Below are 21799 nucleotides of genomic sequence, written 5' to 3'. Positions count from 1 at the left end.
GTTTCATCGTTCAATCTGGAATGACGTGTTAAGTAATTTTACTGCTGAAAATTTTCTCGCTTTTCATCGGGGAGATTGTGCATCCCCCATTTGCACATTTCCTCAAGAATCGGCATGAGAGTTCCCCCCCTTGGAGTTAGAGAATATTCGACTTTTGGGGGTGTTTGTGAGTACTCCACCCGGTTGACAATCCCGCTTTCTTCTAACTCTTTCAATTGAGAACTGAGCACCTTATGAGAGATCCCCACAATACTTCTCTTGAGTTCACCGTATCGTAAAATTTTTTGGCATGCTATTTGATACATGATTTTCATCTTCCACTTTCCGCCCAACACGCTTAACGTGTAGTCAAATGGAGTTAGGAGGTTATTGGTTCCACTAAGTTCGGAGTCATTGCTCATCAAAATCACTTCCCTAAATGTAAGTACGCACTTCAAAGTGCGTACTATATTATTCTTATAGCACGTGTTTATACTTACTAGAGTATGTAAGCAAGTAAATAAATTCATGAAAGGACAATAGAATCGTTATGCCAGGATATGACTCACTTCATTTTACTAACACCGATGTAAACGAGCAAGAAATGTATAAATTAATGATTGCCGCAGTTGTACCCAGACCAATCGCGTGGGTTTCCTCTATAAGTAAAGAGGGGTTTCTTAACTTAGCTCCCTTTAGTTTTTTCACAATTGCCTCTCGCACCCCGCCTACATTGCTACTCTCTATCGGACCCGGTGTAGGAGAGAGAGCTGGTACAATTAAGGATACACTTACCAATATTCGTGAGGTTGGCGAGTTTGTTATTAATATGGTACCTGAATCTTTAGGCGAAGCAATGCAGCGTTCGTCTGCTAATCTCGAGCCACAAATGAATGAGTTTGAGTATGCAGGTGTCACGCCTAAAATCTCCAAGACAGTCAATGTGCCAAGTGTGCTCGAAGCACCCATTGCTTTTGAGCTTAAGCTGGATCGAATTATTCCTGTGGGAGAAGATCATCTGATTCTTGGAACTGTTGAACACGTGCAGGTGGATCATTCAGTTTATGGAGGAGATTTTAAAATTGAAATTAATAGTTGGAAGCCTCTAGCAAGCTTAGCTGGTGACTTTTCTGGACTCACCCCACCATTTTCAATCGGTCCTGCCGATCGTGAAAATTAGTACAGATATCAACATAGATTTTATAGGTGCTTTATCTGATTTATAGTGAATATGATGATAACCCGTCACCCAACCTTCACTATACCCTGCCTCGTGTTAGATCGACCTACAAAAAGAAAAGCTCGCACAGGCAGGGTATGATGACTTCCCTGCCCAATACGAGCGACTACGTCAAATTTGCACTCAAACGGTATGATCCGGGTGAGTACGGTTAGCAATAGTTCATTTCATGGAGCGATATTCCAGTAAATCCGTCAAATTGGAGATCTTCTGCAGCAGCTTCTCCCCGATATTGGTTTCCCTCACCAGTTTCCGCGCCAGTTCTTTGTCCACCAGTCTTTTTATAGATAACACATCCGTTCCGTTACATAGCACATCTTCTTTTGAATTAAATTTCTGATGAGCGACGAGCTGCATGCCAAAGGAATTGTACAGCAAGGTATATCCGGCGATGCCCGTTGTGGATTGATAAGCTTTGGAAAAACCACCGTCAATGACGACCATTTTCCCGTTTGCTTTAACAGGGCTCTCTCCACGAATTTCTTTAACTGGCGTGTGTCCGTTAATGACATGTCCATGATCCGGATTCAAATCAAACTCCTGCAAGATCTTTCGACAGATCTCTTCCTTTTCACGTAAATGGTAATAAGGGTTCTTTCTCTCCTTATGCGCTTCCTTATCTTGGATAAAGTACCGTTCAAAAGTGGTCATTTCTCTCTTGCCAAAGAGCGAGGAACATTCCCCTGTCCAGATGTACCATACCATATCCGTCGCCAGATCATCTGTCTCTTCCGGATGCGCAAAGGCGTAACGTAAGTTATCTTCAAAAACATCAAGCAGCTGACGGCCCGCATACGTCTTGTCTTCAATCTGCATTTCTTCCATATTTCCTTCTTCATCCAAAGGAATACAGCCGTGGATCAACAAATTTCCATTGTATTTTAAATAAAGGCTGCCCTTTTTCATAAGAAAATTCATATGCCGGGCCAGCTTCTCGGAATGCTGAACGGAGAACAGCAGCTTTTCCATCACCTGGCGTTCTTCCTCCAGCAATTGTTCAGGGTTCTGCGGATTTACGGTTGCAAAACAGGTGTTTTCCAGCTGGTACGCTTTTCCGCAGATGTTGATTTCATTTTTGTCATAATCGATCTTCTCCAGCAGAAGTCTTTCAGACATATTAAAGTCTGGGCGTCTTTTGATAATCGGGATTTCAAGTTTAAACTGGATCATGGCAATGGCTTGGTGAATCTTGGTGATCTGCAGAATTTCCTGCTCCGATACGTTATGGCCGCCTTGCAGCTTAGGTCTGAAAGATGGATTATCTTCATAGTATTTCTCCGCCAGGTTTAACAGTGGGCGAAGATTGATTCCGTATACATCTTCGATGATGTCCAGATTGTCGTATCTCGCGCAGATTCGGATAATATTGGCAAGGCAGACCAGAGAACCTGCATAGGCGCCGATCCAGAGCACATCATGGTTTCCCCACTGAATGTCTACAGAATGGTAGTTGATTAACGTATCCATAATTTTATCGGGGTCCGGCCCCCGGTCATAAATATCGCCAACCACATGAAGGTGGTCAACCACCAGACGCTGGGTCGTATAAGCAAGGCCGATAATGAGATTGTCCGCCTGACCCAAGGATATAATCTGCCGATATATTTCCTCGTAATAAGGATCCTTATTGTTGGTCGTATCCGTCTTGTATAGAAGCTCTTCTATAATATATACGTACTGTTTCGGCAGAGCTTTCCGCAATTTGGAGCGTGTATATTTGGAAGAGGCATAAGAGACAAGCTTAAGCATGTTTTCAATCGTTTGTCTGTACCACTGGTTCAAAGCCTGTTTATTGCTCAGGTCCCCTATAACCAGCTTTATTTTTTCTTCCGGATAATATACTAACGCCGCAAAATCATTAATTTCCTGCTCTGTCCAAACCTCACGAAATAATTCTTTGATTTTCTCTTTAACGGTACCTGAACCGTTTCGTAGTACATGCTGAAAAGCCTGGAACTCGCCGTGCAAATCACTGACAAAATGCTCGGTTCCCTTCGGAAGATTGGAGATCGCTTCAAGGTTGATAATCTCTGTTATGATTTTTTCTTCCGTATCATATTTCTCAGCAAGTAGATCTAAAAATTGCTCATCCAAAACAGATGTCCCCTTTCAAGGAATTATCGTGATGTATAGTTGGGTCCAATCTTTGCAAATGCAATTATAACCACTCTATATATGTTTTTTACCAAACAAGGAATTCCTTCTAAATGCTATCCGCAAAGGTCATTATACTCCAGTTTCTTATGGTTCAACAAATTTCATTAAATGAATGTACTTGGCGTTTGCTTCATTTAAGCCTACCGGACAACATCAGTCCATATGGAAGCAACGTCAAGCTATGGCTGATTTCACATTTATCGTTTAAGTTCATTGTAGTTATTTTGAAATATGAATTGTATTTACGCTATTCATAACTTATGAAACCAGGATAAGGAAGGAAGCGAGATGATGAGCAATCATTCGTTAATGGGGTTTGCCCCTGCACTAGGATGGAATTCATGGAATACCTTCACGTGGGACATCAATGAGCAGTTGATTCGGGATGTTGCCGATGTGTTTGTAACGGAGGGTTATCTGGACGCCGGATACGAGTACATCGTCATTGATGATTGCTGGAGTCTGAAGGAACGAAATGCAGATGGCAATCTGGTCCCAGACCCCGCTAAATTTCCGAGCGGAATGAAGGCGCTTGCAGATTATATCCACGACAAAGGTCTCAAATTTGGCATGTATTCCTGTGTTGGTACACATACTTGTGCAGGTTATCCAGGCAGCTTCGAGCATGAATTCCAGGATGCTGCGTTATTCGCCGAGTGGGGCGTGGATTATTTAAAATATGACTACTGTTTCAAGCCGCGCCATATCTCAGGTGAACTGTTATACAAGCGCATGAGCCTTGCACTCAAAAACTGCGGGCGGGATATCCTGTTCTCTGCCTGCAACTGGGGAGAGGACAACGTATATGAGTGGATTCGTGAATCAGGGGCTCATATGTATCGCTCCACCGGTGACATTCGCGACAACTGGCAATCGGTCAAGGACCTGGCGCTGTCCCAGCTCGGGAAACAAAGCTACACTGGCTCCTTCTGCCATAATGACATGGACATGCTCATCGTTGGCATGTACGGCGGAAGCAACAACGACTTTATTGGAACCATTGGCGGCTGTAACGACACGGAATACAAAACGCACTTCTCGCTCTGGTCCATGATGGGATCACCACTCATGATTGGATGCGATGTACGCAAGGCCAATCAGGCCACCAAGGATATTTTGTTGAACCCTGACCTGCTTGCCATCAACCAGGATGCGGAGGCACGCGGAGCCTATCGCATCAAACCCGAGCCTCAATGGTTCCATACAGATGATGTATTCATGCTGGTGAAGGTGCTGACAGACGGCGATCTTGCCATCGGATTCTTCAACCTGAGTGACAGTCAACGCGAGCTGTCCCTTCAATTCTGGGATATGGGCCTACCTCACGCTGCGGGTTATTCCCTGTCACTCTACGATTGCTGGGAACACAAGGAGCTGGGTGTATTCCGCGAGCGTTATGCACCGGTGGTTGGGGCCCATGATTGTCTCGTCGTGCGAGCCAAATTGGTGAAATAAATGGCACAGAGTAGGCTGTGCACTACTTGTCAGGTTCCGCTCTTGTCCGATGATGTGGGAATTTATCTCAAATTGGTCTCTCGCACAGCTCAGCAATTCCTCTGTATCGACTGTCTCGGTGTGAAGCTGAATTGCGGGCGGGATCCGATTGAGAAGCTGATTCGTTACTTCCGTGAATCCGGGAACTGTGCGCTTTTTCGATAAAAGCAATATGTAATCTGTCTATGCGTTAGTGTACCGACCGTATTCCCTTAATGTTCTGCTTGTTTCTGATGTAACAGCATGTAGGCTGATGGTGTATACGATGTTGCCTTTTTGAATACTCTCGAAAAATAAAGCGGATCATTATAACCAACCGAATAGGCTATGGATTGAATCGACAATCTGGAAGACTTCAGTAGCTCACAGGCCCGCCGGATACGGCATGCTGTGATATACGCCGAGATGGATTCGCCTGTAGCTTCTTTGAACCTGCGGAACAGGTAGCTTCGCTCCAGATTCACGGCCTGTACAATCTCCGCAACCGTCAAGGTCGATTTCCAGTAGTTCTGCTCAATATAGGTCCTCGCCAGCCACACATAATCTCTGGCTTCCTCCTGCGTCTCGCGTGGGAAGTACTCCATGTAATAGGATAATAACAGGTGTAAACGTGCATCCGCCCTTAACACTTCACTGGGGGATGCCCCTGCATTCCAGGCCAAGTGAAACAAGGGTTCCAAGGTTTCCGGCGCAGCTGGCAGTACGGGATGCTGGACCGAAAACTGTGTCAACTCTATAAGTCGTCCTGCGTCTCGTCCGTTGAACTCCATCCATACGTATTCCCAAGGATCGGCCGGATCGGGGTAGTAATAGATTTCTTTTTGCGGAAAAATAATAAAGCTCTCTCCGGCACCCAGCCGAAATTGCTGGCCCCCGGTTTCCAGTGTACCCTGCCCTTGCATGATATAATGCAGCGCATAAACGTCACGCACGCCCGGTCCCCACTGGTGAAGATTGACGGGTTTATGGGCGCCGCTTATAAAATAAACCTGACTCGCCCTGCTCCCGTCTGTCCATAATGAGTCCACATCCAGCTCCTCCCTTCTTGATACCAGTCATTATATATGATTTTGTGGAGTTTTTGATTTATTTTGAAGCTAGAAACTACCTTTCAAGTTGCTTATGATCGAGATAGTGGTCTCATAACCCAACAGCTATATGTAAGCGCAACCACAAACATCTTGGATCGACATGAATAAAAATGCTCAATTCAGAGAGGAGAATGTTGTGTTGCTTAGAATCGTTCAGGTAGAAAATGGCCAAGTTCAGGGACTGCCTGCCGCAGACCCACGTGTAACAAGCTTTAAAGGTATCCCATTCGCCGCCCCACCTGTAGGCCAGAACCGCTGGCGTGCACCAAAACCTGCATCCGATTGGGATGGGGTGCTGCAAGCTTTTGATTTTGCCCCCACCTCTATGCAGGCCCCAACCGTCATTGACGATAATAACATCTATACGCGAGAGTGGTCTGTTGATCCCGATCTGCCGATGAGTGAGGATTGTCTATATTTGAATGTGTGGACACCTGCCAAACGAACGGATGAGAAGCTGCCTGTGTTTGTCTGGTATTTTGGCGGTGGGCTTCAGGTGGGTCATACTGCTGAAATGGAATTTGATGGTGAGCGCATTGCCCGCAGGGGAATCGTCGTGGTTACCGTCAATTACCGTCTGAATGCGTTTGGTTTCCTGTGCCACCCCGAGATTAGCGCTGAATCCCCACAAGCACCTGCGAACTTTGGACATCTGGATCAGCAGGCAGGTACGGCCTGGGTGAAGCGTAACATTGCTGCCTTCGGCGGTGACCCGGATCAGATAACAATCGGTGGACAATCTGCAGGCGGCGGCAGTGTGCTAAGTCAGATGACTTCCCCGCAGAACAAAGGCCTGTTCCAGCGAGCTGTCATCATGAGTGGAATTGCGACCGAACTGTATCCCAATGTGCGCGTACCTTCTGTCCGCGGCACACTGCGGGATGCCGAGCAGAAGGGCGTTGATTTTTTCCGTTTTCTGGGCGTATCCAGTTTAGATGAAGCCAGACAGCTGGACGCCGTCACGTTGCGGGATAAAATCCTGGAATATCAAAGCTTCTGGGGAACAGTCATCGATGATCAGTTCTGTACAGGTGATCCGTTCATTCGTTTCATACAGCATAAGCGCGAACTCGTTCCCGTTATGCTTGGGCATACCTCTTCCGAGTTTTGGACCCAGCCTGCGGTAAGCAGTATGGAGGAACTGAAGCAAACGGCGACTGAACTGTTTGGAGAGGACGCCCCCACCTTTTTGCAGCGCTGTGGAGCCGATACTGGCGATCTCGATCATGTATTGCAGCAGGCATCGATCCGCATGATTGAGCATGCGATTCAACTTGTTATTCGCTCCAATAGTGGTCATCCTTCCGAGACACCACTATATTATTATAATTTCGACGCGGAGATTCCGGGCTGGGATCAGCCAGGCACGTTCCATTCCGTTGATCTGTGGTTTTTCTTCGAGACTCTCGCCAAATGCTGGCGCCCTTTCATCGGTAAGCATTATGACCTGGCACGCCAGATGTGTAATTATCTGTCCAATTTTATCGCGACAGGTGATCCCAATGGACTGGATTCCACGGGCAAATCCTTGCCCTATTGGATTCCAAGCAGTGCCGAGCAGCCTTACCGCATGGAATTCGGTGATACGTCCCAGTTACAGCGTGCAGAGCCGGGGCCTGTACTTGAATTGGTCATTGAACAGTATTTCAAAAAGCAGAGTGAGCCCGTTGTGTAACATCTATACTTTTACTTGAATCAGACAATGAAGAGCCATGCAAGTATGCACGGCTCTTTACGTTGTCTCACCTGTCGCTGTTATTGATTTAGATCAAATAAAATGACCATCCAGTTTCAGCAGTCTTTCCGCGAAAACCTCGTTTGCTCTGGTAGGAATATGACCTATCCGGCGAACTAAGGAAAAGTTTCGTTCGATGTGGATATCTGGAATGGTGATTTCCTTCAACATGCCAGCGGATAACTCCCTTTTTACAACCCAGCGGGACAACATGGCGATGCCTAATCCAGAGAACACCGCTTCTTTGACGCCCTGACTGCTGTTGAACACGTATGAACGGTTTACCCGGAGTCCCGTCTGAGCCAGAAATCGATCACTAGACGATCTGGTTCCTGAACCCATCTCGCGAAGTATCCACACTTGATCTTGCAATTGTTCCAGATCCGCATTCACCGAAGCGTTAAGAGGATATCCTTCCGCTGCCACAATAATCAATTCGTCCTTCATGAATGGTGTCACGTTCAGATCTTGGGCCTCAATGTCCTCTTCAATCAAACCAAAATCCATATGATTATCTCGAATAGCTTCAACAACTTGAGATGAATTTCCGATGAATACTTCCATGGCCACTTCAGGGTATTGCCTGGCAAATGACGAAAACAGGCGAGGTAAAACATATTCTCCAATCGTAAAACTAGCCCCAATCTGCAATGAGCCGCTAACATTATCCTGTAATCTGGCAATATCCAATTTCGCCGACTCGTATAGATTCACCATTTCCTTGGCACGTACATATAGCAGCTCCCCAGCCTCCGTCAGTTTCACCCATTTGGGCGAACGATGCATTAACTTTACATCAAATTCCTTTTCTAATTTACGAATGTGTAAGCTAACACCGGGTTGCGATAAATGCAATAGTTCTGCCGCTCTAGAAAAATTGCGCTGTTCCACTACAGTTATGTACACTTTCAAGCTTTCCACGATCATATAATGCATCTCCCTGATAGTATTTAGCCCCAAATATCATTTCAATCATTATGATTCGTTATGATCAGCATTTCATTCCGGTATTTCTCTTTTCAATCATAACTAATTATAGTTACAAGTGAACAAGAAATAAAGAAATCGGACGTGATATCCATGAATTCAACTTCTGTCTTGCTACAAGAAAAAAAGAATAAACAAGGGTTTGTGCTGGGAATTGGGCTTACTCTAATGCTTGCCCTTGCTGCCAAATATGTAGCCAGCTTACCTTTTCTACACATCATGGGCCAGCTTGTACTTGCTATTTTGTTTGGCATGATCTGGAGGGCGGTCAGGAATGTACCTGATCATATAGTGGGCGGAATTTCCTTTTCAGCTAAAAAGCTTCTGCGATATGGAATCATTTTGCTTGGCATGCGGCTGGATTTGAAGGATATTCTTCATGCGGGGCCCAAGGTTGCCTTGATCTCCTTCCTGAACATTACCATAACCATTTTTGTTGTGTATGGCATTGCCAAATTTTTTCACGTCGAGAGACGTTTGGGGCTATTAACTGCATGCGGAACAGCGATATGCGGAGCTGCGGCAGTTGTAGCCATTGCACCCCAGATCCAAGCCAAAGACGAAGAAGCCGCCATTGGTGCAGCTACTGTAGCGATTCTGGGAACCATTTTTACGATGGTTTACACTCTTCTATATCCATTTCTACACTTGTCTGCATCCGGATATGGCGTGTTTTCAGGGGCTACATTGCACGAAATCGCACATGTGATTGCAGCTGCAGAACCAGTGGGCCAAGATGCTGTTGATCTGGCTGTCATTGTTAAATTAACGCGTGTAGCTATGCTGGTGCCTGTCGCCATCTTGATCGGATTCTGGACGAATCGTTTGGATCGCTCCAAAAACTCAGAAAACATCAAGTTGAATAAAAGAAGCCTGAAATGCCTCCCGATCCCTTGGTTTATTTTCGGATTCCTCATGATGAGTGCTCTGAATACGCTGCAGGTTATTCCTTCAGGTTTGACGAATCTAATCATTCTTGCGGCTTATATGCTGATTGCAATGGCCATGGCTGGTCTGGGCCTCAGTGTAAATACAGTTACGTTTCGGCAATTGGGCCTAAAAGCTTTTGCAGCCGGCTTTATTGGCTCCATCGTTCTTTCCCTCATCGGATATGTATTTTTAAAACTATTTAATCTTGGCTGATGAAAATGGTATGTGCCATCAATCCCTCTAGAACCCTATAAGCTGGACTAACCTTACTACGACAAATAGAAAAAAAGCCGCTAATAATAGCGGCTTCGATGCAACCTTCTTCTTGTTCCTAGACAATTGGTCTACGAAATAATGACTTACCCTGATCTCTTTTTATACTTCTTTACCAAATACGATTTCTTTAACCTCTGCAATTGGCATGTCTTCCCCAGTAAAAAGTTTATAAGCAAGTGCGCCCTGCCATAGGACCATACCGAGACCATTGATTGCTCGGGCACCAGCTGCTTCGGCCTGTGTTAATAGTTTGGTTTTGCGAGGATTATATACGACATCTGTCACGATCAAATCTTTGCGCAATACATCGGTCATATCATCAACGATACTTAATTCGTCTAATGGTTTCATGCCCAAGCTTGTGGCGTTTGCCAAAACAGCACTTTCAGCGATTTCTTTACGAAATGTTTCTTTATCTTCTAAAGGGTAAACGTTAGCCTTCACGCCAAAGTCTTTCATCTCGTTGTTAATGTATGCTGCATTCTCTTCTGCTTTGGAGAAGAATTTGTCATTTCTTGCGAAGATGCTGATCTCTTTAATCCCGGACTGCACCAATTGAATGGCGATTGGTGTTGCAGCACCTCCAGAGCCAACTAAAGTTACTTTTTTCCCTTGTAACTCGACTCCATGTTCTTCGAGATTTTTAACATAACCTAATCCATCGGTATTATATCCGATCAACTTGCCATTTTGGTTTACAACCGTATTGCTGGCTCTTGAGAACTTCGCAGTATCATCTAACTCGTCCAAATACTGAATGACATCAATTTTATTGGGCATGGATACGTTGAATCCTGCAACGCCCATCGCTTTCATACCCTCAACGGTTTCTTTCAACTTGTCCGGTCCAACCTCAAAAGCCAAATAGGCATAGTTCAAGCCACTTATTGTATAACCTACATTATGCATTTGTGGAGAAACGCTATGTCCAATCGGTGTAGCAAGTAATCCAACCAAGGTTGTTTTGGCATCTATTTTTGCAAGGTTTTTATCGTAATTATTCATTGTAAAGACTCCTTATACATTATATTTATTTATTAACGAAATACTTTTTTGCCACGAACAAGCACAAATGCTGCCAGCAATGCACTCAGAAGTGCAATGATCATATCCAAAACAAGTGTCATCGAAATACCCACCTGTCCCACCAAGAAGCTGGAGATGAAAGGAATCAATATGAAAGCAAGACTTCCTGCTATATTTACATACGACGTTGTCGTGCCTTTATTCTTGACGAAGAATTGTGTCATCACAGTAATAGCCAATTGGAAGGTACCAGAAGTAGATAATCCCAAGATAAACGTCATAATAATAACAATTGGATACGATTGAACAAAGAACAAGCTTAGCATGGATAAGAAGGCAATCAATGGGTATAGAATCATAACAGTGATTGGTTTAACGAGCTTATCCAGTACAGCTGCAAGCAATAGAACCGATACCAATGCTCCAATACTAAAGTAACTTAGGAGCTGTACCGAAACATTTTCACTCAGTCCAATAAATTTGGATCCCAGTTCTGGAAGCCACGTTTGCCAAACCACAAACAATGAGGTGGACGTAAATCCAATCAGGATAATGGCAAGTCCTTCTCCCCAGAACTTCGGCTCTTCCTTGAAACGACTTTTTCCACCTTCACTCTCTACCTCATCTTTAGCATTGGTTTTAAATGCTGGGAACGGCATAAAGATCAAGTAAATTCCACTGATCAAGAACAAGGCACCCAAAGCGTAAAATGACCAACCCCATGAGATATCGTTAGCAACTAGAATCGCAAGAATGAATGGCAGTAAAGTAGCTCCAATGGACATGATCGCTTTGACCAGGACCGTCGCCGAGCTGGATTTCTTAGGAAAGGATTCAATCAATGCAGGATATGTTCCTGAATCAAGTAATGAATTCGCTATCCCGGCAGTGATGGCCAATACAAACGCCACGGGGTAGCTTGACATCAAAGGAATACCCACTAAGAACAGTAAGTACAGAAAACTTCCTGTAATGATAATTGGTTTACGGCCTATTTTATCGGACAAGCGGCCGGCAAAGAATAAAGCAATCAGCTTACCAATACCAATTGCAGAAACAAGTAGGCTGATCTTTTCAACAGGTCGATTGTAGTTTTCGGATAAGGCACTCATATTGGAAGCTATAATGATATTGATCATCCCGAGCATGAAGTAATTCAAGTACATGCCAAGAGACGTTTTAATATATGGATTCTTCATTTCATTTCTCTCCTCTTATATTAAAAGCAAATATTTAGTGAGACTTTATTTTGATAGTGATCTTTCTTATTTGCTTGGATAAATAAAGCGCCAGACATGTACTCATCACAGCAATACATAAGTCAAAAACAAATACTGCGGATATGCCAATATATTTAACGAGTAAACTTGTGACAAATGGGATAACCATGAAAGCCACACTGGCAGCAGCACTTACGTATGAGACGCTTACCCCTTTTTTTGCCGGAAATAAATCAATCATTACCGTCATAGCTAATTGATACATTCCTGAAGTAAACAGTCCAAGGAAAAATGCGATAAACGGCGCCATCAAAGGATTACGGGACACAAGCAGCACAATCAAAAAGAGGGTTGCGACACCTGGTGTAACGATCATTGCCGTAATAGGTTTAATGAATTTCTTCAACAAGAAAGCAAGCACCAAAACACAAATTAATCCGCCCATGCTGTAAAAACTAAGTAACTCTACTGCACTCTTTTCGTTTAGAAGTAAAGCTTGTTTACCATAAGTAGGAAGCCATGTCTGAATAACGGATGACAACGACACAGAAAAAAAACCGATGATGACCAGAGCAGAACCTTCTTTCCAGCTATACAAGTCCGTCCTTTGCTCACCGGAATGTGTCTCACTTCTCTGCTTGTCAGGATTCTGGGTAGTCATTCCAGGAAATCGAATCGTTACAAAATACATTCCTAACAGAGCAAACAGAAACGCAGGTATGAAAAATGCATAACCAAAAAACAATTCTTTAGACATAAAAAAGGATATTAATGCCGGTAGAATGATGGCTCCTATTGACATGAATGCTTTTATTAACACAATTGCCGTACCTGCTGCCTCTTTGAAGCTTTCATTCAAGGCTGGGTAAGCACCAGAATCCAGAAGCGAATTACTGATTCCAGCCAAGAAAGCAAATATGAGAGCAATTTGAAAGTGAGTTGATAATGGTGTACCGACAAGAAAAACAGCGTATAGCACAGCAGCTGCAATGATCAAAGGTTTTCTTCCATAACGATCGGATAATTTACCTGCAATATTAATGGTTAGTAAGTGACCAATCCCAACAACAGAAATAAGCAAGCTAATATCTGTTTGGGCAACATGTAGTCGCTCCGATAAAAAGCTCATATTGGATGCGAGCATGATATTGACCATTCCTAACAGTAAATAACTTAGGTAAATCCCTAATCCCATTTTTAGGTACGGAAATTTCATTTGCTGTCCCCTTTGCGAAATACAACTTCAACAATTTGTTAAAATTTCATTCCTTTGCCCCCTAATGATACAATTTTGTACGCCAATATTAGGAAATATACCTTGATGTATAAACCGCGGTATATCGATGTACAAAAATAATTAAATAACTACAGTATCATCCTTTAAAAACAAGGGTTAAATCTAGTATATCGATATACTAATGATGCGCAGAACCTACTATACTCCTCTGAAAAAAATGTGTCAATATTGTGATAAATTTCACAGTTGTTTCGTTATTATGTTTAACGTCCTATGGGGAGTCTCCTTTCATTTGAGTAATTGAATGAGAAATCAAAAAAAACACCTCCCAGCGATACTTGGAACGTTAGATTAACGATCCTTATCTCACTGGGAGGTGTTTTTCTATTTCATCGAATTTGGAAAAACTTTATATTATTTAGATGTTTCTCTTACGACTAGCTCCGGCTTAAGAATAATCCGTTGAAGTTCTTCACTTTCACCAATAATCTTACTATGCAGAAGCTTGGCTGCTTGAATCCCGATTGATTTAGGGAAGGATGAGACCGTTGTTAGTGGTGGGTGGTAATTTTCTGCGTCTGGTATGTTATCAAATCCGACAACATCTACATCCCGTCCAACAACCTTCCCCTCTCTAGTTAACACCTTCATTACTCCGAAAGCAATCAAATCACTAAAGCAAAAAATGGCTGTAGGAGGATTCGGTAGACTTAATAATACGTTTGCGGCTTCCTCTCCGCCTTCGCTTGTAGGGTCGCTGGCTATGATAGTGCTCTCTTCGAGTTCAAGATTATGATCCATGAACGCCTTCCGGTATCCATCCATTCTTTTCGTCCATGTCGAAGATTCTTTAATGCCACCTAGAAAAGCTATTCTTCGATGCCCTTTTTTTGCTAAATGTGTGATAGCCAGGTACGTTCCTTCTTCATAGTCGATACCCGCATAATCGGCATGAATATTATACATTTCCCTGTTAGCTAGCACTAAAGGTATTTTCAGATTATTTAACTGTTTAACTGTCTTTTCTAAACTTATAGAAGATGGGTTTAGGATCAGACCATCAATCCTGTGTTCAACCATCGTTGAGATTAAATTTTGCTGCTTGGTTGCATTATCTGAAGTTGTACCGAGTAACACCGTGTAACCGAATTCCTCAAGTTTGTCTTGTGCTCCAATCAGAAATTCTGAAATAAATTTATTTGCAATATTAGTCACAATCACGCCAATCAAATTTGAACTTTGTGAGCGCATATTGGCAGCTACTCTGTCATAGATGTAACCTAATTCCTCAATTGAACTCAACACTCTTGCACGAGTTGCTTGTGGAATTCTGGGATTATTTCTAACCACCAGAGAAGCAGTCGTTGTAGAAACACCGGCGTGCTCCGCTACATCCTTCAGAGTTACTCGTTTTTTTGAATTTGTGTTTTTCATCTATTCCACCAACTTTTTATCTATGTTAATATTTTTTCTTATTTGAATCGTAGTAAAAATATTTCTTATATCAAAAGCTTCAACAAGAATTTTACTACATATTCTCGTCTACAACCACTTTCGGTGATGTTATTGCTTTTCACACATCAGTTCGTCGAATGATTCACTGTGGTGGGTTATATCACAAATTTTCCAATGGCATTAGCCACACCATCGTTATCATTTGAATTGGTTATGTAAACTGCGCATTTTTTCAGTTCATTGATCGCGTTCCCCATGGCTACAGGAAATCCGGACAGATGGAATAGGCCTAAATCGTTAAAATCATCCCCAAACACCATCATATTTTCTGAATTTACCCCAATTTCACTTAACACCCATTCCACGGCTTTTTCCTTTGAAGCTGATTTATGCATGATTTGGATCAATACTCCTTCATCCGTTGCGATCACGTTTACATGGTCACCAAATTGCTCGCTTAGATCCTTCCATGTGTTACAACCTAGAACTAATATTTTGGTCGGGGATAGAGAGTCTATATAGTGTTGGTCAACAACCTGAGGTTTCAGATCATTCGGACGGATACCGAATTGAGCGCATTGCGAGTCCAGAATTGGCCTACTTGTGTACCATGAATCATTAACCTCGTATGAGATTATGGATTGAGGCATGTTTAACTCGATGAATGTATTAATCTGTTGATTAATCTCCAAAGGGATACGAATATGGCGCTCCTTCTGTGTGGATTTGCATGTAACTAAAGCGCCATTGTAATAAATCATGTAATCTACAAACGGTAACTGCTTCACAAATTGATTTGCCGCTCTAGGCGGCCTTGCCGTGGCAACTATAATATGTATTCCTGAATCAAAACATCGTTTAACAGCCTGAACATTCCTGGGAGATATCGATTTATCACTTCCGAGCAAAGTTCCGTCCAGGTCCAGTACAATGGCTTTAATAGTAGACATCCGATTCCTCCCACAGAGCTAAATTGGTAAAATAATACTACGCTTCAAGAGGTATCGTCAACGAAAAAAGAAATTGCAGATTTGCAGGAACATACAACCATCGTGGTTGGAGCAACGATCAGTCCGGATTTACACCTAAAATTATGTTCGAGAGCAATGATCTGCAGTGTAACTTATTCGTACTTCCTCGTGTTTAATCTTCAAATGCCATAAGGAGGGTTCAATGCCAAAAGCCATTGTAATAACATTCCTGTCTATCTTTCTAATTTTCATGACAGCATGTAGCAAAGATAGTTTGCCAAAAGATGAACCAAGCATATCGGAAATTGAACCGAATCATGATGCAGCTTCCGATATAACAATAACGCAAGATGCTGTAACTAAATCATCGTCGAATATTGACTTTGAAGCTGGATTGACCATTGACCTAGAATCAGTTAAAGATTTGTTAAAAGAGAATGAGCGTCCCGCGCTGAGTGTACTCGAAAAGAACCTGACTGCTCTCGTGCAGCATGATCATAAAATGTACCGATCAGGTTTTGTTAATGATCGACTTGCTGATGCGATGGAATTTTATTATGGGAAGCACTTCCAGTATAAATTTTCAAGTATCCAAAGCATTGAGGAAAGTACGTCTATTAGGAATCAGGTGCATATTACGGTTCTTGGTGAACGTCTGGATACAACAAACGGCTCCGTTGAAGAACTAAAATGGATGTATGCAATCCGGCAGAATGCACAACGAGATTGGGATATCTATACCATTGATTAGGGTCATTTATCTGCATCTGCTTTTTATCTAGATTTATACGCTTCTATAATATGTAGACTCCGAACTGTTCTCAGCACAGCCCGGCTTTCTTTAATACTGCCTCACGATGGAAACCTTGCGGAAAGGCGCTTGCCAACGCCCGCCCGCAGGCGTACTTTCCTAAAAATCCACCTTGTTTCGACCGTATTTCTTGGTTATATATTCATCTATGTGCGGTACTGCTCCGTAAATACTTCAAAGTAAGGAGTGGTATCCCTTTCTGCCATTGAACCGTTAGCTCCTGGTCCCCACCCGATCTCCGCTCGCCAGCTTCCTAGCATACCTGAATGGATTAAAGCCTCCTCATTCACACCGATCAGCTGATCTGCCTGAGGAGCTACATAGAGTGCATCTACAGGGCAATAAGCTTCACACATAAAACAGGTTTGGCAATCCTCCTGACGAGCAATCACCGGAATCTTGCCTTGCATTTCGAATACATTTGTCGGACATACTTTGGTACACAATTTACAACCGACGCACCGCTCCAAGCTGATGAGTTCAATCATGTAGCCTGCCACTCCTTTCTTGCCTTTATTTCATAGGCATGAGGCACGGCCTCCGTACGGATCCTTATTTGTTGGATACCGGATATTATCAACCGATGGGTTTGTTCCGGGTCGAGCTCCGGATATTCCGCCAGCTTTTGAAGACCGCGTGTTTCCTTTCGGGCGAGAGCGGCGGTATACATCCACCTGCCGACCGTAAGCATAGCTGCTGCTTCGCGTGCCCGAACAATGCCCTGAACCGTGGTAGGAACTTGCTGGTTCAAGCAGGGCTTCAAGGCATCCAGCCGCTTCAAGGCGGAGGAAATGACCGGCTCGCTGCGGAAGTAATTGATCTGCAGCGGCAAGATTTCACGCTGGATCGCCGTGATGAGCGGCTTCACCTCAAGTGTGTCTGAGCTGTTGGCCCCAGCCGCAAGGCCGTAGCGTCCCGCTGCAGTAAGGTTGCGGCTGCCCGCCTGCCCTCGGCTTGAAAGTGCATATCCGGCAGCTCCCTGCCCTGCCCAGCTTCCGCTACATATGGCCCAAGAAGCGTTATAAGCCCCGCCGCCGGAGATGGCGCCGGTCACTTTCTCGCGAGATGCAGCATCACCCGCCGCATAGAGTCCAGGCACATTCGTCTGGCAATCCATCCCGGTTATGCGCAGACCTCCAGTTCCTCGCATCGTGCCCTCATAGCGCAGGGTAAGCGGGAATTTATGTTTAAATGCATCAATTCCCGCCCGCTCCAGCGGCATAAAGAAAATCGGATGCGCTTTGCGCAGAAAATCCTGTTTCTCCGCAGTATCTGCCAGATCCAACGAAGCATAGACTGCACCTTTCAGCATCAGTTCAGGAATACTGCCAAAGGTCCGATCTCCTTTTAGCAGCGGTTGACCATCCGCGTCATACAGTGTTGCCCAAGCCAGCATCCGTCCGCGTGTTACGGTTCCATCGGCAAAGCTTGGTGCGTACTGGCGACTGAACTCCATGCCTGACAGGTCGGCACCTGCCTCAGCAGACATCAGCAGCCCTTCCCCCGTTAGCACGTTGCAGCCAAGGCCCTTGCTGAGAAAAGCACACCCTCCGGTAGCCATCACAACAGCGTTGGCTTTTACTTCCCATGTCTTTCCTGTCAGACGGTCAATTCCACGTGCGCCTCCTACACCATGTTCATCCTGTAACAGTTCAAGTGCTGGTGACTGATCCATAATAGTAACTCCTGCTTTGCGCACAACACGTCTCATCATTCGCATGTATTCTGGTCCGTGCAAATGGGTGCGTAAGGATTTTCCTTCCGTATCCTTTGGAAAAGGATAACCCCACTGCTCCACCAAAGCCAGATTCTGTTCTACTTGATCGAGTACACGGTGAATCCAAACATTCTCCGATAAATATCCACCGGCCTTTAATCTGGACTGAACCGCCTGTTCTCTCAGCTCGGCAATCGGTGGAATAACAAGCAAGGTTGTCCCACCGGGTGCAGTTGCACCACTGGTGCCCAAGTAGCCCTTATCAGCTAGAACTACCCTTGCACCCTGCGACGCTGCACTCCATGCCGCCCACGCGCCTGCCGGACCTCCGCCAAGCACGAGAACATCCACAGTCATTTCCTTCTGGAGCTGCGACATTTCATTCCCCCTTGAATTCATGCTTTCCATCTTCCTTATTTCAGCTGCCAATCGCTGATATTGAAGTCTTTTTTCGCTAACTTCTCTTCATACAGAAAATTTTTGGTGCCCTCCAGCAGCTTAATTCCTTCATCAGTGAACGCGGTATCTTTGATATCACTAATCGGATTCACTTGCTTCGCCAGTTCAGGAGTCGTATCTCCAATCTCAGCTAGGAATTGATAATACTCATCCTCATGCTGCTTCAAGTCCGCCAAAGCTTTCTCACGGGCTTCGTTCCACACCTTCGGAAAGTCAGGGAATTTCGTTAGATAGTCCTCGGACACGACAGTTGCGCTAGTTCCAAGGAGGTTGGGATGCTTCGAAGCATCGTCTAAGTGAGTGTAGCCTTGATCAAGTAACTTTAGGGCTGGGACACCCAGGTTGGTCGTAGCATCTACATCTCCACGAGCCAAAGCAGCTGTAGCATCAGGAATGAGCATATGCACGAGTTTATAGTCAGTTACACCTTCTTCTTGGAGTAATCCGACAACATAACGGTGCATGAAGGATCCTTTTTGAATAGCAATCGTTTTGCCTTCCAGATCTTTCACCGTCTTGGGACCATCCTTCTTACCGATTAAATAGCCAATGGAATTCGTCGACGATTGTGAAATCAGGCGAGTCTTAGCTCCGGAAGCATAGGCGATAATGGCTGGCGTGTCTCCAAGACTGCCGATATCCAGCCTACCGCTGATCAAAGATTCTGTCTGATCTGGACCGTTTGGAAAGCCTGTAAGTTTCACTTCGGTAATCCCATGTTTCTTTAATTCTTCTTGAATAATCCCTTTGTACAAGCCCCATCCCTCAGCACCGCCCGGTACATTCAGTTTGTTGGAGCCGATAAAACCGTAATTCAATACTGGCGGAACATTACTTGTTGACTCTTCTCCTGCCTTGCCGGTATTAGCACCACCTGATGCAGAAGCCCCATTCCCCTCCGTGTTATTGCAAGCTTGCAGCACCAGCATTAGCATCATAATGGTAGTTAAAATTGCCAATCGAAGCTTTTTGGAGTGTTTAACTTCCTTCTCTTTGTACACTTGTTTCATGGTTTCTCCCCCTCGTATGTGTGTGTGTTATTTCATCATGAAATTAAGATCAGAAGCCTGCCCTTAACGACAATTTGTACATATAATCGTGACTTGCCACCGGTTGTCTGCCTTTACCCCAGCCTACCTTTTCACGGTAACCACCAAGAAGCCCCTGCTTCTCAAGTGCTGCCTCGGTTACTCCGATAATATTCTCTGAATCTGGTGCAACGTATAGTGCATCTACCGGGCAATAAAGTTCACACATGAAACAGGTCTGGCAATCACTCTGCCTAGCAATAACAGGAATACCATCTTCAATCCGATCAAAAACATTGGTCGGGCAGACAGATACACATTGGTTGCACTCTACACATCTGGCGGCACTGATAACCTCAATCACGATAGGACACCCTCCTTGGCTACGGCTTCCGTCTTCACCCATACTTGATCCAATCCGCCGCTAATCAAACGATGATGCTGCCCAGGATCTGTATCCTTAAAGTCCTCCCGCTTATGCATACCTCTCGTCTCTGTACGAGCAAGTGCAGAACTGTACATCCAGCGCGCTGTAGCGGTCATGGCTTCTGCTTCGCGCGCTTTGACTCCTTCGGGTGTACGCTGAATTTCGCGGTTACGTTGTTCTTTCCACAGTTCATCCAGACGACCTAAAGAAGAGGTTAACCCTTGGTGCGTTCGAAATAAATTGATGTCATACGGTTTCACTTCAGCCTGCACAGCAGATACGTACTCTGCCGTTCTGGCAGCAACTCCCGATTTCACTTCTTGATGCACCAATGGTGAAGAAGACAACCCGACTGGATTACGCTGTGCCGCATGTGAACCAAGGTTCTGTACATAGTCGGCAGCCCCTTCTCCAGCAAACGAACCGGAAGACATCGCCCAGGCTGCATTATGACTGCCTCCACCAGTGAATCCACCACAGATCAGCTCACGGGTGGCGGCATCTCCTGCAGCGTACAGACCAGGAACGCCAGTGCCGCAGCTCTCGTCAGTAACATGGATACCACCCGTTCCACGAACCGTTCCTTCGAGCCGCAAGGTCACCGGGAACAAGTCCTTGAAAGGGTCAATCCCTTGTCGGTCAAAGGGCAGGAAGAAGTTTGTCTGAGCCACACGTAGAAGTGGTCTTAGATCCTCGGGCGCTCCATCGAGCTTGGCATACACCTGATTGCCCGCCAGCAGATTTCGAGCAATCACGGAACGGCCTTTTTTAGAACCGGCCCCTTCCACAATACTTCCATCCTCATAATAAAAGCTGGCATAGCTGTAATACGCCGTCTTGGTCACCGAGGAGAATGTAGGGCAAATTGCATAGGCATTGGAGAATTCCATACCTGACAGACTTGCTCCCGCCTCAGCAGCAAACAGATAACCATCACCAGTCAGTACGTTGCAGCCGAGCGCTTTACTTAAAAAGGCGCAGCCTCCGGTAGCAATAACGACAGCCCCTGCTCGAACGTTCCAGGTCTCGCCGCTCTGTGTATGGACTCCGGCCGCTCCAGCTACACCATGCTCATCTGCCAAGAGCTCCAAGGCGGGGCTGTGATCCAAGATTTTCACGCCCGCTTTTTTTACCAGCTTACGCATTAATTTCATATATTCTGGCCCTTGGAGACCTCTACGGTGCTGATTGCCTTGCTCATCTAATGGAAATGGATAACCGGAAACACCAAGCTTGTTCATATTGGCATAGGTACGGTCCAGTACTCTGTCCATCCAGCGAGCTTCAGCCAGCTGGCCGCCTAGTGCGTAACGACTTGCCTTGGCTTCCTCCCGAAGCTTCTCATCCGGCTTCACATACCAGACTCCCGTTCCTGATGGAGCCGTTGCACCACTCGAACCGCAATACCCTTTATCTGCCAGCACTACCTTGGCTCCCTTTGCTGAAGCGGTTAGAGCTGCCCATGTTCCTGCAGGTCCGCCCCCTATAATGAGCACATCAGTTACCAAGTTCACCGATTCTTTTTGTACGAGTCCACTCATATGTTCAAGACCTCCTCA

General features: G+C 44.9%; 20 protein-coding genes. 6 read left to right on the top strand and 14 right to left on the bottom strand.

Features of this window, described 5'->3' with window-relative positions:
- Positions 1 to 38: 38 nt before the first annotated feature.
- Positions 39 to 401, bottom strand: coding sequence for a winged helix-turn-helix transcriptional regulator (locus ABIC22_RS23015; RefSeq protein ID WP_354484064.1), 363 nt, complete (start codon positions 399 to 401; stop codon positions 39 to 41).
- 128 nt (positions 402 to 529) lie between these two features.
- On the opposite strand from ABIC22_RS23015, the gene ABIC22_RS23010 reads away from it, so the two are divergent.
- Positions 530 to 1159, top strand: a complete 630-nt coding sequence (locus ABIC22_RS23010) for a flavin reductase family protein (protein WP_354484062.1) — start codon at positions 530 to 532, stop codon at positions 1157 to 1159.
- Between the two features lie 222 nt (positions 1160 to 1381).
- Here ABIC22_RS23010 and ABIC22_RS23005 read toward each other — a convergent pair whose 3' ends face one another.
- On the bottom strand, positions 1382 to 3313 hold the full coding sequence (locus ABIC22_RS23005) for a fructose-1,6-bisphosphatase (protein ID WP_354484060.1): 1932 nt from the start codon (positions 3311 to 3313) through the stop codon (positions 1382 to 1384).
- Positions 3314 to 3664: 351 nt separating this feature from the next.
- Between ABIC22_RS23005 and ABIC22_RS23000 the strand changes: the two genes are divergently transcribed.
- Together ABIC22_RS23000 and ABIC22_RS22995 are read left to right on the top strand one after the other, a co-directional pair.
- On the top strand, positions 3665 to 4831 hold the full coding sequence (locus tag ABIC22_RS23000; RefSeq protein ID WP_354484058.1) for a glycoside hydrolase family 27 protein: 1167 nt from the start codon (positions 3665 to 3667) through the stop codon (positions 4829 to 4831).
- A complete protein-coding gene (locus ABIC22_RS22995; protein ID WP_354484056.1) occupies positions 4832 to 5035 on the top strand; it encodes a hypothetical protein in 204 nt (67 codons plus the stop codon).
- 47 nt (positions 5036 to 5082) lie between these two features.
- Here the strand turns inward: ABIC22_RS22995 and ABIC22_RS22990 are convergent, their stop codons facing one another.
- Entirely contained in the window at positions 5083 to 5898 is an 816-nt protein-coding gene (locus tag ABIC22_RS22990) for a helix-turn-helix domain-containing protein (protein WP_354484054.1), read from the bottom strand.
- A 202-nt stretch (positions 5899 to 6100) separates the two neighbouring features.
- Here ABIC22_RS22990 and ABIC22_RS22985 point away from each other — a divergent pair, with 202 nt between their 5' ends.
- Positions 6101 to 7636: a carboxylesterase/lipase family protein gene (locus tag ABIC22_RS22985; RefSeq protein WP_354484052.1), complete on the top strand. Its 1536-nt coding sequence runs from the start codon at positions 6101 to 6103 to the stop codon at positions 7634 to 7636.
- A 93-nt stretch (positions 7637 to 7729) separates the two neighbouring features.
- Here the strand turns inward: ABIC22_RS22985 and ABIC22_RS22980 are convergent, their stop codons facing one another.
- Positions 7730 to 8623 (bottom strand): LysR family transcriptional regulator, encoded by an 894-nt coding sequence (locus tag ABIC22_RS22980; RefSeq protein WP_127537044.1) that lies wholly within the window; start codon positions 8621 to 8623, stop codon positions 7730 to 7732.
- 153 nt (positions 8624 to 8776) lie between these two features.
- Here ABIC22_RS22980 and ABIC22_RS22975 point away from each other — a divergent pair, with 153 nt between their 5' ends.
- On the top strand, positions 8777 to 9826 hold the full coding sequence (locus ABIC22_RS22975) for a YeiH family protein (protein WP_354484050.1): 1050 nt from the start codon (positions 8777 to 8779) through the stop codon (positions 9824 to 9826).
- A gap of 162 nt (positions 9827 to 9988) precedes the next feature.
- Here the strand turns inward: ABIC22_RS22975 and aroE are convergent, their stop codons facing one another.
- The 5 genes from aroE to ABIC22_RS22950 all read right to left on the bottom strand — a co-directional run bounded on the left by aroE (position 9989) and on the right by ABIC22_RS22950 (position 15777).
- Positions 9989 to 10894 carry a shikimate dehydrogenase gene (aroE, locus tag ABIC22_RS22970; protein WP_354484048.1) on the bottom strand — a complete coding sequence of 302 codons (906 nt, stop codon included), beginning with the start codon at positions 10892 to 10894 and terminating at the stop codon, positions 9989 to 9991.
- A gap of 32 nt (positions 10895 to 10926) precedes the next feature.
- Entirely contained in the window at positions 10927 to 12114 is a 1188-nt protein-coding gene (locus tag ABIC22_RS22965; RefSeq protein WP_354484046.1) for an MFS transporter, read from the bottom strand.
- A gap of 34 nt (positions 12115 to 12148) precedes the next feature.
- On the bottom strand, positions 12149 to 13351 hold the full coding sequence (locus ABIC22_RS22960; RefSeq protein ID WP_354484044.1) for an MFS transporter: 1203 nt from the start codon (positions 13349 to 13351) through the stop codon (positions 12149 to 12151).
- A gap of 435 nt (positions 13352 to 13786) precedes the next feature.
- Positions 13787 to 14806, bottom strand: coding sequence for a LacI family DNA-binding transcriptional regulator (locus tag ABIC22_RS22955; protein WP_127537039.1), 1020 nt, complete (start codon positions 14804 to 14806; stop codon positions 13787 to 13789).
- Positions 14807 to 14982: 176 nt separating this feature from the next.
- Entirely contained in the window at positions 14983 to 15777 is a 795-nt protein-coding gene (locus ABIC22_RS22950) for a Cof-type HAD-IIB family hydrolase (protein ID WP_354484042.1), read from the bottom strand.
- Positions 15778 to 16000: 223 nt separating this feature from the next.
- On the opposite strand from ABIC22_RS22950, the gene ABIC22_RS22945 reads away from it, so the two are divergent.
- A complete protein-coding gene (locus ABIC22_RS22945; RefSeq protein ID WP_354484040.1) occupies positions 16001 to 16549 on the top strand; it encodes a hypothetical protein in 549 nt (182 codons plus the stop codon).
- Between the two features lie 206 nt (positions 16550 to 16755).
- On the opposite strand, the gene ABIC22_RS22940 is transcribed toward ABIC22_RS22945, so the two are convergent.
- The 5 genes from ABIC22_RS22940 to ABIC22_RS22920 are packed head-to-tail and all read right to left on the bottom strand — an operon-like array spanning position 16756 to position 21781.
- The gene (locus ABIC22_RS22940) at positions 16756 to 17097 is read right to left on the bottom strand and encodes a 4Fe-4S binding protein (protein WP_354484038.1); all 342 of its coding nucleotides are present in this window, start codon (positions 17095 to 17097) and stop codon (positions 16756 to 16758) included.
- Complete coding sequence (locus tag ABIC22_RS22935; protein ID WP_354484036.1) at positions 17094 to 18725, bottom strand: FAD-binding protein; 1632 nt, start codon at positions 18723 to 18725, stop codon at positions 17094 to 17096. The genes ABIC22_RS22940 and ABIC22_RS22935 overlap by 4 nt, the downstream gene beginning before the upstream one ends.
- Positions 18726 to 18739: 14 nt before the next feature.
- Complete coding sequence (locus ABIC22_RS22930) at positions 18740 to 19795, bottom strand: ABC transporter substrate-binding protein (RefSeq protein WP_354484034.1); 1056 nt, start codon at positions 19793 to 19795, stop codon at positions 18740 to 18742.
- A gap of 49 nt (positions 19796 to 19844) precedes the next feature.
- Complete coding sequence (locus ABIC22_RS22925) at positions 19845 to 20177, bottom strand: 4Fe-4S binding protein (protein ID WP_354484033.1); 333 nt, start codon at positions 20175 to 20177, stop codon at positions 19845 to 19847.
- Positions 20174 to 21781, bottom strand: coding sequence for an FAD-dependent oxidoreductase (locus ABIC22_RS22920; protein ID WP_354484031.1), 1608 nt, complete (start codon positions 21779 to 21781; stop codon positions 20174 to 20176). Before ABIC22_RS22920 ends, ABIC22_RS22925 begins: the two co-directional genes overlap by 4 nt.
- Positions 21782 to 21799 lie beyond the last annotated feature (18 nt).

Origin of the sequence: Paenibacillus sp. PvP094 (assembly GCF_040546835.1) — a bacterium.
Taxonomy (GTDB): domain Bacteria; phylum Bacillota; class Bacilli; order Paenibacillales; family Paenibacillaceae; genus Paenibacillus; species Paenibacillus illinoisensis.
This window is presented reverse-complemented; position numbering and strand designations above follow the sequence as displayed.